The sequence below is a fragment of the Mycobacterium sp. IDUB_24 genome (genome assembly GCF_055419385.1).
In genome coordinates, this window is the sequence record NZ_JBVAXO010000008.1 from 26,487 (window position 1) to 42,371 (window position 15,885).

The 15,885-nt window shown below is 65.3% G+C and carries 13 protein-coding genes and 1 tRNA gene; 10 read left to right on the top strand and 4 right to left on the bottom strand.

All coding sequences use genetic code 11. The features are described 5' to 3' along the window. Positions 1-28 precede the first annotated feature (28 nt). The 3 genes from ACZYZF_RS25000 (at position 29) to ACZYZF_RS25010 (ending at position 2,136) form a co-directional block, all read left to right on the top strand. The gene (locus ACZYZF_RS25000) at positions 29-796 is read left to right on the top strand and encodes a sulfite exporter TauE/SafE family protein (protein WP_463747902.1); all 768 of its coding nucleotides are present in this window, start codon (positions 29-31) and stop codon (positions 794-796) included. Between the two features lie 243 nt (positions 797-1,039). Continuing rightward, entirely contained in the window at positions 1,040-2,026 is a 987-nt protein-coding gene (locus ACZYZF_RS25005; RefSeq protein ID WP_463747736.1) for a sulfite exporter TauE/SafE family protein, read from the top strand. A gap of 36 nt (positions 2,027-2,062) precedes the next feature. After that, positions 2,063-2,136, top strand: a tRNA-Pro gene (locus ACZYZF_RS25010). A gap of 70 nt (positions 2,137-2,206) precedes the next feature. Here ACZYZF_RS25010 and ACZYZF_RS25015 read toward each other — a convergent pair. After that, positions 2,207-2,413 (bottom strand): hypothetical protein, encoded by a 207-nt coding sequence (locus ACZYZF_RS25015; RefSeq protein ID WP_463837133.1) that lies wholly within the window; start codon positions 2,411-2,413, stop codon positions 2,207-2,209. 378 nt (positions 2,414-2,791) lie between these two features. Here ACZYZF_RS25015 and aspT point away from each other — a divergent pair, with 378 nt between their 5' ends. Both aspT and aspD read left to right on the top strand, forming a co-directional pair. Further along, a complete protein-coding gene (gene aspT, locus ACZYZF_RS25020; RefSeq protein ID WP_463747738.1) occupies positions 2,792-4,516 on the top strand; it encodes an aspartate-alanine antiporter in 1,725 nt (574 codons plus the stop codon). 27 nt (positions 4,517-4,543) lie between these two features. Beyond that, complete coding sequence (aspD, locus tag ACZYZF_RS25025) at positions 4,544-6,184, top strand: aspartate 4-decarboxylase (RefSeq protein WP_463837134.1); 1,641 nt, start codon at positions 4,544-4,546, stop codon at positions 6,182-6,184. A gap of 28 nt (positions 6,185-6,212) precedes the next feature. Here aspD and ACZYZF_RS25030 read toward each other — a convergent pair whose 3' ends face one another. Beyond that, a complete protein-coding gene (locus ACZYZF_RS25030; RefSeq protein WP_463747740.1) occupies positions 6,213-6,572 on the bottom strand; it encodes a hypothetical protein in 360 nt (119 codons plus the stop codon). Beyond that, a complete protein-coding gene (locus ACZYZF_RS25035) occupies positions 6,569-7,282 on the bottom strand; it encodes a hypothetical protein (protein ID WP_463747741.1) in 714 nt (237 codons plus the stop codon). The genes ACZYZF_RS25030 and ACZYZF_RS25035 overlap by 4 nt, the downstream gene beginning before the upstream one ends. 152 nt (positions 7,283-7,434) lie before the next feature. Here ACZYZF_RS25035 and ACZYZF_RS25040 point away from each other — a divergent pair, with 152 nt between their 5' ends. Then, a complete protein-coding gene (locus ACZYZF_RS25040) occupies positions 7,435-9,180 on the top strand; it encodes an arylsulfatase (protein ID WP_463747742.1) in 1,746 nt (581 codons plus the stop codon). Between the two features lie 16 nt (positions 9,181-9,196). Here ACZYZF_RS25040 and ACZYZF_RS25045 read toward each other — a convergent pair whose 3' ends face one another. Continuing rightward, complete coding sequence (locus tag ACZYZF_RS25045; RefSeq protein ID WP_463747743.1) at positions 9,197-9,769, bottom strand: hypothetical protein; 573 nt, start codon at positions 9,767-9,769, stop codon at positions 9,197-9,199. A 428-nt stretch (positions 9,770-10,197) separates the two neighbouring features. Here ACZYZF_RS25045 and ACZYZF_RS25050 point away from each other — a divergent pair, with 428 nt between their 5' ends. From ACZYZF_RS25050 to ACZYZF_RS25065, 4 genes are all read left to right on the top strand, one after another. Further along, positions 10,198-11,562, top strand: a complete 1,365-nt coding sequence (locus ACZYZF_RS25050; protein ID WP_463747744.1) for a flavin monoamine oxidase family protein — start codon at positions 10,198-10,200, stop codon at positions 11,560-11,562. A gap of 69 nt (positions 11,563-11,631) precedes the next feature. Continuing rightward, positions 11,632-12,939, top strand: coding sequence for a hypothetical protein (locus tag ACZYZF_RS25055; RefSeq protein ID WP_463747745.1), 1,308 nt, complete (start codon positions 11,632-11,634; stop codon positions 12,937-12,939). Further along, complete coding sequence (locus tag ACZYZF_RS25060; protein WP_463747746.1) at positions 12,939-13,880, top strand: glutamate ABC transporter substrate-binding protein; 942 nt, start codon at positions 12,939-12,941, stop codon at positions 13,878-13,880. The genes ACZYZF_RS25055 and ACZYZF_RS25060 overlap by 1 nt, the downstream gene beginning before the upstream one ends. Before the next feature lies 1 nt (position 13,881). Further along, positions 13,882-15,882, top strand: coding sequence for a serine/threonine-protein kinase (locus tag ACZYZF_RS25065; RefSeq protein WP_463837135.1), 2,001 nt, complete (start codon positions 13,882-13,884; stop codon positions 15,880-15,882). Positions 15,883-15,885: the final 3 nt, after the last annotated feature.

Sequence of the window (15,885 nt, forward strand, 5' to 3'; positions counted from 1 at the left end):
TAGGGTGGCCCGGGTGTCCGTCACCCACATGATCCTGATCGCGCTGGCCGGTGTCGGTGCGGGCGCGATCAACGCCATCGTCGGGTCCGGCACGCTGATCACCTTCCCCACGCTCGTGACGCTGGGGATTCCGCCTGTCACGTCGACGATGTCCAATGCCGTCGGGCTGGTCGCCGGCGGGGTGTCGGGTACCTGGGGATATCGCCGCGAGCTTCGCGGTCAGTGGAAGCGGCTGCGCTGGCAGATACCCGGTTCGCTGATCGGTGCCGGGCTGGGCTCGTGGCTGCTGCTGCACCTGCCGGAGAAGGTCTTCGTCACGGTGGTGCCGGTCCTGCTGATCCTGGCACTGGTCCTGGTCGTCGTCGGCCCGCGGATTCAGGCCTGGGCTCGAAAGCGCGCCGAGGCGTCCGGGCAGTCTGCCGACCATGTCAGCCCACGTCGTATGGCCATCCTGGTGATCGGCACGTTCGCCGTGGGCATCTACGGCGGCTACTTCACCGCTGCCCAGGGAATCCTCCTGATAGCGGTGATGGGTGCGTTGCTGCCGGAGTCCATCCAGCGGATGAATGCCGCCAAGAACCTGCTGTCGTTGCTGGTCAACATCGTCGCTGCCCTCGCGTACACGATCGTCGCGTTCGACCGGATCAGCTGGGAAGCAGCGGGCCTGATCGCGGTCGGTTCGTTGATCGGTGGCTTCCTCGGCGCGCACTACGGGCGCCGGCTGTCACCGAACGCGCTGCGCGCTGTGATCGTGGTGGTGGGACTGATCGGCCTGTACCGGTTGCTGAGCCTGTAGGGCCGGGCCTTGCCTGTCCGAAGCCTCAGGTAAAGTCACGTCAACTGTCGAGCAGGAAGGGGTGACCGGTGGCTGAACTCGCCTACCGCACCGCACCGTCTGCTCTGGCTGCCCTCGAGCCCTTCTGGCCGTCGCGCCGGTTGATGGCTTTCGACGAGTGGTGTCGCGCGGGTCGATAGACACGCGCCCAACCTTCCGTCGGGTCACCCGGGGCGGTGACCACAATCGAAAGCAGCCGAACCCATGCGTTCGCTTCTGATCTTCACGCTCGTCGGCCTCGGCGCCCAGTTGGTCGACGGTGCGCTCGGAATGGCCTTCGGTGTGACCGCCTCGACGCTGCTGGTGCTCAGCGGGGTGGCTTCGGCGCAGGCCAGCGCCGCGGTGCATCTGGCGGAGGTCGGCACCACGCTGGCGTCGGGTCTGTCGCATTGGCGGTTCAAGAACATCGACTGGCACATCGTGCTCAAGCTCGGAGTGCCGGGCGCCATCGGCGCGTTCGCCGGGGCAACAGTGCTCTCCTCGCTGTCCACCGAGGACGCCGCGCCGCTGATGGCCACGATCCTGCTGTGCATCGGTGTGTATGTGCTGCTGCGGTTCTCGTTGCGCACGCCGCCGGCCCTGCGGTCGGGCAGCACCCCGCACACCGCGAAGTTCCTCACCCCGCTCGGCCTGTTCGGCGGTTTCATCGACGCCTCCGGTGGAGGCGGCTGGGGCCCCATCACCACCAGCACGCTGCTGTCCCGCGGCAAGACCGCGCCTCGCACCGTGATCGGTTCGGTGAGCGCGTCGGAGTTCCTGGTGGCGGTGTCGGCGTCGCTGGGCTTCCTGGTGGGCCTGCGGCAGGACTTCCTGCACAACCTCCCGGTCGTGGCCGGCCTGGCGGTGGGCGGCGTGCTGGCCGCGCCGCTCGCAGCCTGGCTGGTGTCGAAGGTCAGCCCCGCGCTACTGGGTACCGCAGTGGGAGGCGTGATCGTGCTGACCAACGCCCAGAAGCTGCTCAAGTACTTTGGCATTCACGGAGCGGCCTCGACGGCCATCTACGTCACGATCGTGGTCGCCTGGGCCGGGTTGGTCCTGTACGCCTGGCGCACGTCCCGGGCGCCGGAATACCTGCCCGAGCAGCTCGACGCCGAGGAGCCTGCCGACGAACAGCTGGCAGACGAGCCGGACACCGCCCGGGTGGTGACGCGCAGGGGGCGCGATTGGGGCGAAAGCGAGTCTCTACGGTAAGCTTTCGACTCGCTGCCGGTGCAAGCCGGAAGCACGCGGGCTGTGGCGCAGCTTGGTAGCGCACTTGACTGGGGGTCAAGTGGTCGCAGGTTCAAATCCTGTCAGCCCGACAGATGAAGTAGCAGGTCAGAGGCGGTTTCCGAGAAAACGGAGGCCGCCTTTGCCGTACCCGGTTGATGGTCAGCCCAGACCGACGCCGAAACCGAATTCGAAGTCCACGTTGACCCCCGGTACACCGGTGACGGTGTCGGCGGGCGAGTTCGGGTTGCCGACGCAGTAATCGACCTCGACGCCATCGACAACGTCGCTGGTGCAGGTTGCGATCGGTTCGGCCGCGGCGTTCGGCGCGCTGACGACGGCGGATAGGGCGAGCGCGCTCGCCGCCATTGCCCGCCGCCCCAATCGTGCCCGCACAGCGCGCTACGTCGTGAGTAACGAGTGGTACAGCTCGGCTTCGTCGGCGTTCCAGACGTCGCCCGAGAACGCCCTGACGACCTCTGTTGATCGCATGTCTGTACGATCCCACTCTTCTGTCATGGCCGCCGGGATTTCGACATGCGGGCAGAAAATCCTGGTTCTACTCCCACGACGGGTTTCCCGTTCGACGGGTGGAGGGCGCGAAATCATTTGGCTGTGAGGGCAAATCGAACCGCCCGTGGTCTTTGCGAGTGGGGCAGATGTGAAAGAAACCCGGACACACCTGGGTTCGGGTAATACGGTGGCGGTGTTGCCAATCCTGTCCGTCAGCATGCGTAGGGAAACGTCTTGCACAACATCGCGCAGGCATTCATCGACCATCCTGAGATACCGATCTTTCTGGCGCTGGCCGGCGGCTATTTCTTCGGGAAATTCCAGTACCGGGGTCTGGGCCTCGGTGCGGTCACCGCGACGCTGCTCTGTGGCGTCATCATCGGTGCGGTGTTCCAGACAGATGGGGACAGCATCCACATCGACGGTGTGGTCAAGCAGGTGTTCTTCCTGCTGTTCCTGTTCGCACTCGGGTACAAGCTTGGGCCGCAGTTCTTTTCGGGTCTCAAAGGTGACGGCCTGCCGCAGGCGGTGTTCACGGTCATCCTGATAGTCGTCGGCCTGGCCACGGTGATCGCGCTGGCCAAGGTGCTCGACTACGATCCGGGCCTGGCGGCCGGCCTGGCATCCGGGGCTCTGACGCAGTCGGCGATCATCGGTGTCGCCCAGACGTCGATCGCCGACCTCGACATCGCCGCCGACACCATGAGGCAGTGGCAGGACCTGGTGTCGGTCGGGTATGCGGTCACCTACATCTTCGGCACCATCGGCGCGGCGATCTATTGCGGCAGCATCGCCCCCCGCCTGCTGGGTATCCGGGATCTCCCGGCATCGGCGAAGGCTCTCGAGAAGAAACTGGGTTTCCAAGAGGAGGTCGCCAACGTCCTACCGGCCTATGACCAGATCGTGCGCCGGTCCTATCGGATCGTGCGAGGAAGGCCGGAGCGGCACGGCGAAGGCATGACGGTCACCGAGATCGAGAGCTTCTTGCGACAGGCGACCGGTGGCCGCGTGTCCATTGCGCAGGTCCGCCACGACGGCAAGATCGTTCCTGCGGCAGCCGATCTCCGGGTGTTCCCGGGTGACGACGTCGCGGTGAGCGGGCGGCGGGAATGGGTCATCGGCGGACCGGTCGCCGAGCTGTGCGAGGAGGTCGACGACCCGGACTTGCTGTCCTATCCGCTCGAAGAACTCGACGTCGTGCTCACCAAACGCAGCGTCGACGGCATGACGATCGCACAGGCTTCCGCCGCCCCCGACTTCCGCGGTGTCTACCTCAAGCGCATCATGCGGGCCGGCCACGAGATCCCGATCGCTTCCGAGGTGAAGCTGAGGCAGGGCGACGAGGTCCGTCTGGTCGGGGAGCGTCACCTGGTCGAGAACGCCGTTTCCCTCGTTGGCTATCCGGAGCGCACCACACCGGAGACCGACATGGTGACCGTCGGCCTCGGCGTCGCCGTCGGCGCGCTGATCGGGCTTCCCACCGTCATGGTGGAGGACATCCCGCTGTCGCTCACCACCAGCGTGGGTGCGTTGCTGATGGGTCTGCTGATCGGCTGGCGCCGATCGAAATCGCCCACCTTCGGCCGCATTCCCCCTGGCGCACAGTGGTTCTTCGAAGGCGTCGGCCTGACCGCGTTCATCGCCATCGTGGGCATCACCTCGGGCCCCGGCTTCATCAAAGGGCTGCAGAACTACGGTGTCTCCCTGTTCCTGGCCGGCGTGGTGGTCACGATGGTGCCCCTGGTGGTGATGACGTTTATGGCCAGGTACGTCTTCAAGTTCGATCCGGTACTGACGCTGGGCATGCTGACCGGCGCGCAGACCACGACGGCAGCGGTCGGATCGGTGCGCGAGGCCGCGAAATCCAGTGTGCCCCTGCTGGGTTTCACGGTGCCCTACGCCATCGGGAACATTTTCCTATCCATCGGCGGCGCTGTCGTCGTCGCATTCATGGCTTAGCCGACACGATCCCTGAGAGGACCTTCGATGACCTTTGAGCACATCTCCCGTGAGGAGATCGTCGAACTTCAGCAGCTCTCGCCGTTCGAACTCAAGTCCAAGCTGATCGAACTGGCCGACGAACTCGAGGAGCGCTCGACGTTCCACATGCTCAACGCCGGCCGCGGCAATCCCAACTTCATCGCCACCACCCCGCGGGAGGCATTCTTCGCCCTCGGAACGTTCGCGCTCGAAGAATCTCGTGCCGACCGGGAGTGGGATCACGAACTCGTCGGCGTGCCACAGAAGACCGGCATCGCGGACCGGTTCCGGGCGTGGTTGGCCGACCACAAGGGGCAGCCGGGGATCAAACTGCTCTCCCAGACGTTGGCCTACGGCGTGGACGAATGCGGTTTCGACGCAGACTCTTTCGTGTGGGAGCTGGCTGACTCGATCATCGGCGACCATTATCCCGAACCCGACCGCATGCTCAAGCACAACCACGAGATCACCAAGCGCTACCTGATGCAGGAACTGGTGCCCGGCAAGGAACTCGGTGATTACGACCTGTTCGCCGTCGAGGGCGGTACCGCGGCGATGTGTTACATCTTCGACTCGCTGATGCTCAATCGCCTGATGCACCGCGGCGACAAGGTTGCGCTGATGGTGCCGATCTTCACGCCCTATCTGGAGATCACGGAACTCGACGAGTTCGATTTCGAGCGCGTCTACATCGAAGCGTCGGGCACCTTCGAGGACGGCCGACACTCCTGGCAGTTCCCCGACTCGGAAATCGACAAGCTGCTGGACCCGGACATCAAGATTCTCTACTGCGTCAACCCGACGAACCCCCCTTCGGTACGGATTGCGCCCGGGACCCTTGAGCGGATCGCCGACATCGTCAACACCAAGCGGCAGGACCTCATCGTCATCACCGATGACGTTTACGGCACGTTCATCGACGGCTTCCAATCGTTGATGGGCGCCGCGCCCCGCAACACCATCACCGTCTACTCGTTCTCGAAGTACTTCGGCGCCACCGGCTGGCGGCTGGGCACCATCGGCATCCCCGCCGACAACGTGCTCGACGAGAAGCTGGCCGCGCTGCCGGAGGAGGACAAGATCCATCTTGACAAGCGTTATGCGCCATTGACGTTGACACCGCGCAACATCAAGTTCATCGACCGCTTGGTGGCCGACAGCCGCAATGTGGCGCTCAACCACACCGCGGGGCTGTCGCTGCCCCAACAGTGCCAGATGCTGTTGTTCTCCGCCTATTGCCTGCTGGACAAGGAGGACTACTACAAGCACCAGGCGCAGGCGCTGATTGCCAGGAGATACAAGGCGTTACAGCGCGGCATGCAGATCGACATCGACCCCGACCCGAACCGGGTCGCCTACTACGTCGAACTCGACTTCCTGGTGTGGGCCGCGGAGCGCACCTCGGATCCGAAGTTCTTCGAGTTCGTCAAGGCCAACTACGAGCCCACGGACATCCTGTTCAGGTTGGCCGAGCAGACCGGTGTGGTGCTGCTCAACGGCGGGGGGTTCGAAGGGCCTGAGTGGTCGATCCGGGTCTCGTTGGCGAACCTGCGCGACAAGCAGTACGAGGAGATCGGAGCGGCGATGATCACAGTGTGTGAGCAGTACCTCGCCGAATACGGGGAGAGCCGAGACGACAAGGGCTGAGGGCCGAAACTCGCTGGGGTCCGGGCCACTATCCGGACGTGGCCCGAATAGGTTCGGCTTCGTCGGGCACCAGTTCGAGGCTGTCGCCGACGTCTATCGTGACCACGGCCGTGGCCTGGAACAGGCCGTAGAAGTCGTCGGTTCTGGCGAATGTGTGTGCGCGGGAGAACAGTGGCTGCACATCGAACACCCGGACTCGAAGCTTCTCGCGCGTGAGTCTGCCCAATTCCCGGCCCGATTCGGGGTCGGTGATCACCTGGCCCGACTCTGAGTGCACGGCGAAGATCATGCCTGGCACGACACCTGCCTCAGCGCCACGATTGATGACCAATGTGTAGTCGTCCTCGATGAGCGCGACCTGGCCGGAGAGGGTGTGTCCGTTGTTCATGAGGCCGCCAGGGAATTGCTTTCTCGCAAGGATCTGGACGCGGAGCCGGGCCGGATTCGCGGCCGTGCCTCGTGATCCTCCACGGACAGCAGCGCGTCGATGTGGCTCACCGCGTCCTGCTCTGTCCCGAGCGTGAGCTCGACGGCCGTCTTGGCCTGAAACAGCGCGATCATCGCGTGTTGTTGACGTTCGGCGCCGAATGCGTTGAGTGCGATCGCGAGCTTCTTGTCGACATATTCGACCGACCGCTGCAGCTCCGGCGTCGAGGGTCCGGCGGTCGGGCCTTCCACCCGCGGCGCGGGTTGCACGTCGAGTCCGCTGTACCAACGGTGCCCGAGCGCGCCGAGGGCGAACGAGCACACCGGGACCACCACGACGATGCAGGCGAGGCCGAGTGAGCTCGGTAGCGCGATGGCGCCGACAATGCCCAGGAGCATGGTCACGCCCACCACGGTCAGTAGGCGTACGGCCGGCGGCACAGTCTCGATCGCACGCGACGCCTGCCTCAACCCACGAGCGCCAAATCGGGCGATGTCGGCGATGAACCCGAGGACGGCCGTGCCGGCGTTGAGCGCGATTTGTCCGACCCTGTCGGCCTGCGTTCGCGTCACTGCAGGCTTGGGCATCGACCAGACCCGCTTCTGCTCTGACGCCGAACTGGGATGCTCGGGTACCGGCACGTCATTGGTCACATTCGCATCAACAACCACATCTGCATCATCTCGCCATTGAGTACGATGCCGGCTCCGGCGCGCCGACGACGCCCGAATTCGCTGCATGGCGCGCGACAGGCCGGGGCCTGCGTCCGGCGCCGATTCTACTTCTTCGTCTCACCCTTTTCGGATGAGAGACAACGATTTTGGTGGTGCGACACGCGAATAATCGGTCTTGGTTCCGCCGATCCCGGATTGATGGCAAGGTGGCGGGGGTATGGACCAGACAGGGCGTGTCTCCTCGCCCACGGCCTCGTCGTCGATCGATGAGGGCAATCTGCAGCCAGCGAGCTGACTGCACGTCACCGGAGGTACACATGGCAGAAAAGTCAGGCAATACCAAGCCGAACATTGTTCTCATCGTCTCCGATGACTTCGGTTACGGCGATGCAGGCGTGTACGGAGGTGGCGAAAACCGAGGAATGCCCACCCCCAATCTCGACAAAATGGCCGACGAAGGCATGCAGTTCCTGTCGTTCTACGCCCAACCGAGTTGCACCCCCGGGCGCGCGGCGATGCTCACCGGACGTATCCCGAATCGCAGCGGCATGACGACCGTGGCCTTCCAGGGCCAGGGCGGCGGGTTGCCGGCGGCCGAGTGGACTCTTGCGTCCGTGCTCAAGACCGCCGATTACAAGACATTCTTCACCGGCAAGTGGCACCTCGGTGAATCCGACTATGCGCTGCCCACCGCGCACGGTTACGACGAAATGCGGCATTGCGGGCTGTATCACCTCAACGCATACACCTACGCCGACCCGGAATGGTTCCCGGACATGGACGAGGAACTTCGGGAGATGTTCGCGCGCGTGACTCAGGGGGCGCTGTCGGGCAAAGCGGGCGAGAAGGCCAAAGAGGAGTTCAAGGTCAACGGCCAATACGTCAACACACCTGAGAAAGGGATCGTGGGGATTCCGTTCTACGACGAGTATGTCGAGCAGGACGCGCTCGAATACCTAGACGACAACGCGAAGTCCGAATCCCCATTTTTCTTGCACGTCAACTTCATGAAGGTGCATCAGCCGAACATGCCGCACCCCGATTTCAAGGGCAAGTCGCTCTCGAAGTCGAAGTATGCGGATTCGATCGTGGAGAACGACACCCGGATCGGCCGCATCATGGACAAGATCCGCTCGCTGGGCCTCGACAAGAACACATACGTGTTCTGGACGACGGACAACGGCGCCTGGCAGGACGTCTATCCCGACGCCGGCTATACACCGTTTCGCGGCACCAAGGGCACGGTGCGGGAGGGTGGCAATCGCGTTCCGGCAATCGCCTGGGGCCCGGGGGTCAAGGCGGGATCACGTAACTCCGACATCGTCGGCGGCCTCGACTACCTGGCGACGTTCGCCGCGCTGGCCGGCGTGCAATTGCCGGAGAACGATCGCGAAGGCGAACCGATCATCTTCGACAGCCAGGACATGTCGCCGGTGTTGTTGGGATCGGGCAAGTCGGAGCGCAAGTCATGGTTCTACTTCAGTGAGAACGAACTGACGCCGGGGGCGGTGCGCGTCGGCCACTACAAGGCTGTCTTCAACCTGCGCGGTGACAACGGCGCAAGCACGGGCGGCCTGGCGGTCGACACCAACCTGGGCTGGAAAGGTGCGGAAGCGTACGTCGCGACCGTCCCGCAGATCTTCGATCTCTGGCAGGACCCGCAGGAACGCTACGACATCTTCATGAACAACTACACCGAACACACCTGGACCCTCGTGACCATCAACGAGGCGATCAAGGAGCTGATGCAGACCTACCTGAAGTACCCGCCACGGAAACTTCAGAGCGAAGGCTATTCGGGCCCGATCACCGTCACGCAGTACCAGAGATTCCAGTTCCTCAGAGAGCAACTTGCGGCAGACGGATTCAACATCGCGCTGCCCACCGGTAACTGAGCCACAGCCCGCAGGGCTACGTCAGATACGTTTCGTGTCCGGTGGGGAATCCGCCGCCGTTGGTGGCGATGTGCACATGGTCGAAGTGGTTGGCGGTGATTCCGCCGCGGTCCGACATCATCCTGGGTGCCCTGCCGCGGGAGTAGATGTGCTGACGGAAGATCACGTGGTTCACACCGAACCGGTCGGCATTGTCCAGGGCATACGCGACGATCCGTTCTCCGAGCGCCTTGCCTTCCGGGGTGGCGTAGTTCGGGATCATCACGTCGATCGCCAGTCCGTTGGGGTGCCACTTCATCGAATCGGCCCGGACCCCGCCGATGTCCAGAATTTGGGGGAATCGTGCGCTGACCGCGCGGGCCGCCAGAATGGTCTCCACCTGTAGGCCTTTTTCGGAGGCCCGGCCGGCGGGCAGTGGGAACCTCATGTTCCGTCGCACGGCGCGCTCGGCCGGTACTGCTGGTGCCGCAGGCGCGGCGGCCGGCGTGACGGCGGGGGCTGCGACAGCTGCGGCGTCGGCCTGGGGGGCCGGTCCGGTGTCTGCGCCGACGACGATGAGTGCGACGGCAGGCACGACGACCGCTGCCACGGCTGCGGATCGGCGGCGCCGATCCTTTTTCAACTGGTGTCTACCCACGAGGACCGGACCCTACCGGCGGGCGGAACGATCCCCGGAATCGCGAAGTTGTCTGGTGCTGTCGATGGCAACCAGTTCGGCGTTCATGCGTCAACCGCGGCTTGACGCTCGCTGGTGTCAGGGGAACGCGAGGTGAACCATGGGTAAACCCCGGTGAATTAGCTGGTCATAGATTATTGCACAGCCGGCCGGCGGTCCAACTTTCCGGGGTCCGTTCGGTGTCGGAGGCGACCCTGGCTCCGCACGAACGCAGTGACTTGTGCCCGGGCGGGCAAAATTTATGGCATTTACCACATCTGTCGGCCGACAGTGCCTCCGAACTGGCTGACGACGGCGTAATTTGAGCGAATCTGGCCCGTCGAAAACGGGGAGGGCGGCCCATGACAGAGGTCGACTGTTGCGTGGTGGGTGCGGGGTTCGCGGGCCTGACCGCGGCCCTGCGGCTGAAGCAGGCGGGCCGCTCCGTGGCGCTGCTCGAAGCACGTGATCGGGTTGGTGGCCGCACCTTCACCGAGGTGCTGCCGGACGGCACGTGGATCGACCGGGGCGGGGCCTGGATCGGGCCGGGGCAGGACCGCATCAAAGGGCTGATGGCCGAGTTCGGCGTCGACGAATACAAGGAGTACGTCGACGGCAACGCGATGATGATCCTCGACGGCAAACAGCACCGCTATTCCGGCACCATTCCGTGGGCGATGAGCCCGTGGGCGATCGCCAACCTCGGCGCCGGATTGCTCGAGGTGGAACTCATGTGCAGGACGATTCCCTTCGAAGCCCCGTGGGAAGCGAAGAAGGCGGTTGAGTGGGACCGGATCAGCTTGGGGGAGTGGATCAACCGTCATATGCGTTCCAAACAGGCGCGCGAGATGATCGACATGGCGCTCGCCGGCATCTACACCTCGGCAGGATCCGAAGTCTCGTTGTTGTGGGCATTGCACCAGATGGGGTCGGGCGGCGGGCCCGGCTTCGTCATCTCCAATCGGGGCGGTGCCCAGGATGCGCGGGTGCGCGGCGGCATGGGCGCAATCTACGGGCCGATGGCCACCGAACTTGGTGAGGCGCTGCACCTTTCGCAACCGGTGCGGCTCATCGAGCAGGACAACGACGGCCTGACAGTGCACGCCGAGGGCATGACGGTGCAGGCGAGGCAGGTGATCGTCGCTGTCCCGTTGGCCGTGGCGAGTCAGATCGCCTATGAACCGATGCTTCCCGTCGACCGGATGTTTCTTCATCAACGGATGCCCAGCGGAGCCGTCTTCAAGATCTCGGTCGTCTACGACACGGCGTTCTGGCGTGCCGACGGGCTGTGCGGACAGTCCGCCGCTCCCGGCAGCCCTGCCACGCTGACCATCGACGCATGCACCGACACCGGCACCCCGGGGATCATGTGCGTCATCACCGAAGGACCCGCCGCCCGCCGGCTCGGGCTGCTCGACACTGCGGAACGCAAATCCGTGGTGATCGGCGAGCTGATCGACCGGTTCGGTTCCAGGGCCGCGTCCCCGCTCAGTTATCACGAGCAGAACTGGACGGTGGAGCGCTACTCGGGTGGCGGGATGATCAGTCACGCACCGCCGGGCGTGCTGACCGAATTCGGCCATGCCCTCCGGGAACCATGCGGGCGCATTCACTGGGCAGGCACGGAGAGCTCGGCGGTCATGTGCGGCTGGATCGATGGCGCGGTTCGGTCTGGCGAACGCGCCGCCGCCGAGGTGCTGGCCGCCGAGAGCGTGGCAGCAGCGTAATTAGCCCGCGTAGCGCGGTGGCGAGGGTTACCGTGCAATTCTGACCAGCCTGCGGCGAGGTGATGTCGAGTGCACAGCGGTGAGTTGGAGAGTCGGCAGACCCTCACACTCGACGAGTCCGTGCTGGCCGACGCCGAGGAGCAGGACCGGCCGGTCGTCGAATTCCTGCGGGCCACGCCGGGCCGGATAGCGGTGCTGGCCGTCGTTCTGATTGCGGCAGTTCTCGCCGTGGGCGTGGCGGCGTCGATGACCGAGTCGAGCCGCCAACGCCAACTGGAGACCCTGCGGTCACACACCGAGCCGCTGGCCGATGCCGCGCAACGGATCTACAGCGCGCTGTCGTCCGCCAACACCACCGCGGCCACCGCATTTCTGGCCGGCGGCGCCGAACCAGGCGAAGTCCGCGAGCGCTACGACGCGTCTGTCGGGGCGGCATCGGCGGGGCTGATCACCGCATCGAATGGGGTGTCGCCCAACGACATCCAGTCGCTGACATTGCTCACCGACCTGTCCAACCAGCTGGCCGTGTACACCGGCACGATGGCGACCGCTCGTGCGACCAACCGTGGTGGCGACCCGATCGGCGTCGGGTACCTCAGCGAGTCGTCCACGCTGCTGCAGCAGTCCATCCTGCCCGATGCCGAGCGGCTGTACCGGGCCCAGGCTGACGCCGTCACGGCATCAGGACGGTCGGCCGCTACACCGTGGACGTTGATCGTCGGCGCCGCTCTGGTGGTGGGTTTGTTGGTGCTCGCGCAGGTCTTTCTCGCCAGACGCAGTCACCGGCGCCTCAACCCCGGCCTGGTGGGGGCGTCGCTTCTGATGGTCGTCCTCGTGGTGTGGTTGGCGGTGTCCGGGCTGGTGGTGACGCACGCGATCACCAGTGCCCGTATCGAAGGTGGCGAGCCACTGGAATCGGCAGTGACAGCTCGGATTCTGGTCCAGCAGGCCCGTGCCGACGAGATCCTCGGATTGCTCAATCGCGGCTCCGACACGCTCTCCGACATTCGATTCGAACAGCGCATCACCGATGTCGGTCGGATTCTCGACAAGCATCCGGTGAACGGGGCGCAGGACACGCTGCGAAGCTGGAAGGAATCGCATTCCGATGCCCGGAACCTGCTGGGCAGTGGCGACTACGCCGGGGCCGTGGCGATCGCGCGGGACGGCGGGCCGCAGCACTCCACTGCCCAGTTCAGCCGCCTCGACGACGCGTTGGGCGCCGACATTGCGCGTTTGCGCGATCGACAACGTGACGGGATCACCCGCGCCTATGGGGGATTGAGTGCACTTCCGGCCGGTGCCGCGGCCATCGGTGTGCTGGCCGCACTTGCGGTTGCCGCCGGTGTCGCACCGAGGCTGAGCGAGTACCACTGATGCGGGCCGTCGCCGGACTTCTCCTCCTGGCCGCGGCCGTGATCGCGGGATGTTCCACGCCACAACCGCTTGTCGAGATTTCCGCCTCGCGCACCACGCTGCCGCTGCCGAGCGGCGCCGCCGTGGCATCACAGGTTCCCGGTCTGCCGGTCGAGAGTTGCGATGCCACAGCGAGTTTGCGCCCATCGACAGCCTCCGGCCCGGCTGTGCAAGCAATCCGGCAGCGCGGCCGGCTGGTCGTCGGTATCGACCAGAGCACCAATCTGTTGAGTTTTCGCGATCCGGTTTCGGGTGAACTGCAGGGCTTCGACGTCGATATCGCCCGCGAGGTGGCCCGCGACCTGTTAGGCGATCCGGCCAAGGTGGAATTCCGCCTGCTGACCTCGCCCGAACGCATCACCGCGGTGCGCGACGGGACCGTCGACATCGTCGTGAAGGCGATGACGGTCACCTGTGCTCGCGCGGAGCAGATCGCCTTCTCCACGGTGTATCTCGATGCGCACCAGCGGCTGTTGGTGCCGAAGGATTCACCGATCGAGGGGCCTGGAGACCTGGCCGGGAAACGGGTGTGTTCCCAGGTGGATACCACCTCGCTGGCCACGGTCGCCCGGGTGGCGCCCGCAGCGATCCTGCTCGCAGTGCAGAATTGGGACGACTGCCTGGTGGCGCTGCAGCAAGGGCAGGCCGACGCGGTCAGTACCGACGACTCGATACTCGCCGGCATGGCGGTGCAGGATCCCAACCTGCACCTGGTCGGCCCCAGCCTTGAGGACGAGCCCTACGGCATCGGGATGAACAAGTCCCGGGAAGATCTGGTCCGGGCGGTCAACGGCACCCTGGAACGAACGCGGCGCGACGGCACCTGGTTGTCGCTGTACCGGAAGTGGCTGAACGTTCTCGGCGCTGCGCCGGGTCCGCCGGAGCCGAGGTACCGGGACTGACATGGCAGGCGAAGAGGGCACTCGAGCCGTCCTGGTGACCGAATCCGCACCGGTCAAGACCGAGGGCGCGATCACCCGTCCGCGACTGCGTACCGGCCGCCGGCGCATCGGCGATGGCCTGGTGGAGATCCCGATTCGCGAGGACATCGAACCGGCCGGTGCCGTCCTCACCAACCCTGTTGTCGCCGAGGCGAAACGGGAGTGCGCCGGCTGCGGCCGTCCGGTAGGGCGGGGGACTGAGGGACAACCGGGCCCAAGCGACGGGGTATGTCCGCAGTGCGGCACCCTGTTCTCGTTCTCCCCGCAGCTGGAGACCGGTGAGTTGGTGGCAGGTCAGTACGACGTTCAGGGCTGCATCGCGCACGGCGGTGTGGGCTGGATCTACCTTGCGATCGACCGCAATGTCAGCGATCGCTGGGTGGTGCTCAAAGGCCTACTTCAACCCGGAGGGCAGCAGGCGCAGGAGATCGCGGTCGCCGAACGGCAATTCCTCGCGATGGTCAACCACCCCGGCATCGTCAAGATCTACAACTTCGTCGAACACCCGGGATTTGACGGAAACCCCGTCGGCTACATCGTGATGGAGTACATCGGCGGAACCACGCTGGAAGCCATCCTGGACAAGCAGCAGCCTGCCGCGGGTGGAGAAGCCAGGCAGATGATGCCCGTGGAGGAGGCGCTCGGTTATCTGCTCGACGTAATGCCGTCGCTGTCCTACCTGCACTCACTCGGCCTGGTGTACAACGATCTCAAGCCGGAGAACATCATGCTCACCGAGGACAACGTCGAGTTGATCGACATGGGTGCGGTATCGGGTGTCGAGGAGTTCGGATACATCTACGGCACCAAAGGATTCCAGGCGCCTGAGATCGTGCGGACCGGACCCTCCGTCGCCACCGACGTCTACACGGTCGGCCGCACGCTGGCCAAGCTGACCGTCGACCTGCCCAACGACCGCTACGCCGAGACATTGCCCAACCGTGACGAGGTACCGCTGTTCGAACAGTACGAGTCGTTCTACCGTCTGCTCGTCCGTGCGACCAACCCCCGTCCGGCGCAACGGTTCTCGTCGGTAGAGGAGATGGCTGACCAGTGCCGGGGTGTGCTCCACGAAATCCTCGCCGAGCAGACCGGCTCGCCGAGTCCCCGGACCTCGACGCTGTTCAGCCCGCCGCACTCCACCTTCGGGGCAGATCTGGCATTGCAGCGCACCGACGTGTTCGTCGACGGCCGTCGGCGCACCGTCGCGCTGGACGCCCGCGACGTCGCGGGTGCACTGCCTGAGCCCGTGCAGGTCGAGGACTCCGACGATGACTGGCGACTCGAGTGGGACGACGGGATCAGCGGCCTGAAGGCCGGTGGTCATGGGGCGGCCCTGGCATGCTTCGAGCGCGTCGTCGCCCTGCTTCCCGGTGCAGCCGCACCCAAGTTGGCGGCGGCCGCGGCGGCCGAACTGCTGCTGGACACGCACGGCGCACCGGATGCGGAACGGTTGCGGCACTTGGCCGAACGTGACTACCGCACGTTGTGGCGCACCGACCACGCGATGGTGAGCGCGGCGTTCGGCCTGGCTCGTGTCCTCTTCGGACGCGGCGATCGGTCGGGGGCGATCGAAGTGCTCGACCAGGTCCCGGTGGCCTCGCGCCACTACGGCGAGGCCCAACTGACGTCGGTGGTGCTGCTGCTCGAGGGGCGGCCCCGTACGGAGATCGCGGAGGCAGACCTGCGCGACGCCGCGCGGCGGGTGGGCAGCCTGCCCGAGACCGAGGCGCGCGTTCTGCAGATCCGCGCGTTCGTCCTCGGCATCGCCCTGGACTGGCTCCGGTCCGGCGCTGTGAGCGCCTCCGGCGAACCGCTTTTCGGTCACGCCTTCGACCAATGCGGTTTGCGCGTCGGTGTCGAGGAGGTGCTGCGGGAACTGGCGCGGCACTCGCCGCGGCGGCGTCACCGCTACCGGCTGGTCGACGTGGCGAATGCGATCAGGCCGCCGAGCTGGATGTGACGC

Excerpts from the sequence above, each read along its gene's own strand:
- ACZYZF_RS25000 (WP_463747902.1), top strand. The coding sequence starts at position 29 with ATGATCCTGATCGCGCTGGCCGGTGTCGGTGCGGGCGCGATCAACGCC.
- ACZYZF_RS25005 (WP_463747736.1), top strand. The coding sequence starts at position 1,040 with ATGCGTTCGCTTCTGATCTTCACGCTCGTCGGCCTCGGCGCCCAGTTG.
- ACZYZF_RS25015 (WP_463837133.1), bottom strand. The coding sequence starts at position 2,413 with ATGGCGGCGAGCGCGCTCGCCCTATCCGCCGTCGTCAGCGCGCCGAAC.
- aspD (WP_463837134.1), top strand. The coding sequence starts at position 4,544 with ATGACCTTTGAGCACATCTCCCGTGAGGAGATCGTCGAACTTCAGCAG.
- ACZYZF_RS25030 (WP_463747740.1), bottom strand. The coding sequence starts at position 6,572 with ATGAACAACGGACACACCCTCTCCGGCCAGGTCGCGCTCATCGAGGAC.
- ACZYZF_RS25050 (WP_463747744.1), top strand. The coding sequence starts at position 10,198 with ATGACAGAGGTCGACTGTTGCGTGGTGGGTGCGGGGTTCGCGGGCCTG.
- ACZYZF_RS25060 (WP_463747746.1), top strand. The coding sequence starts at position 12,939 with ATGCGGGCCGTCGCCGGACTTCTCCTCCTGGCCGCGGCCGTGATCGCG.
- ACZYZF_RS25065 (WP_463837135.1), top strand. The coding sequence starts at position 13,882 with ATGGCAGGCGAAGAGGGCACTCGAGCCGTCCTGGTGACCGAATCCGCA.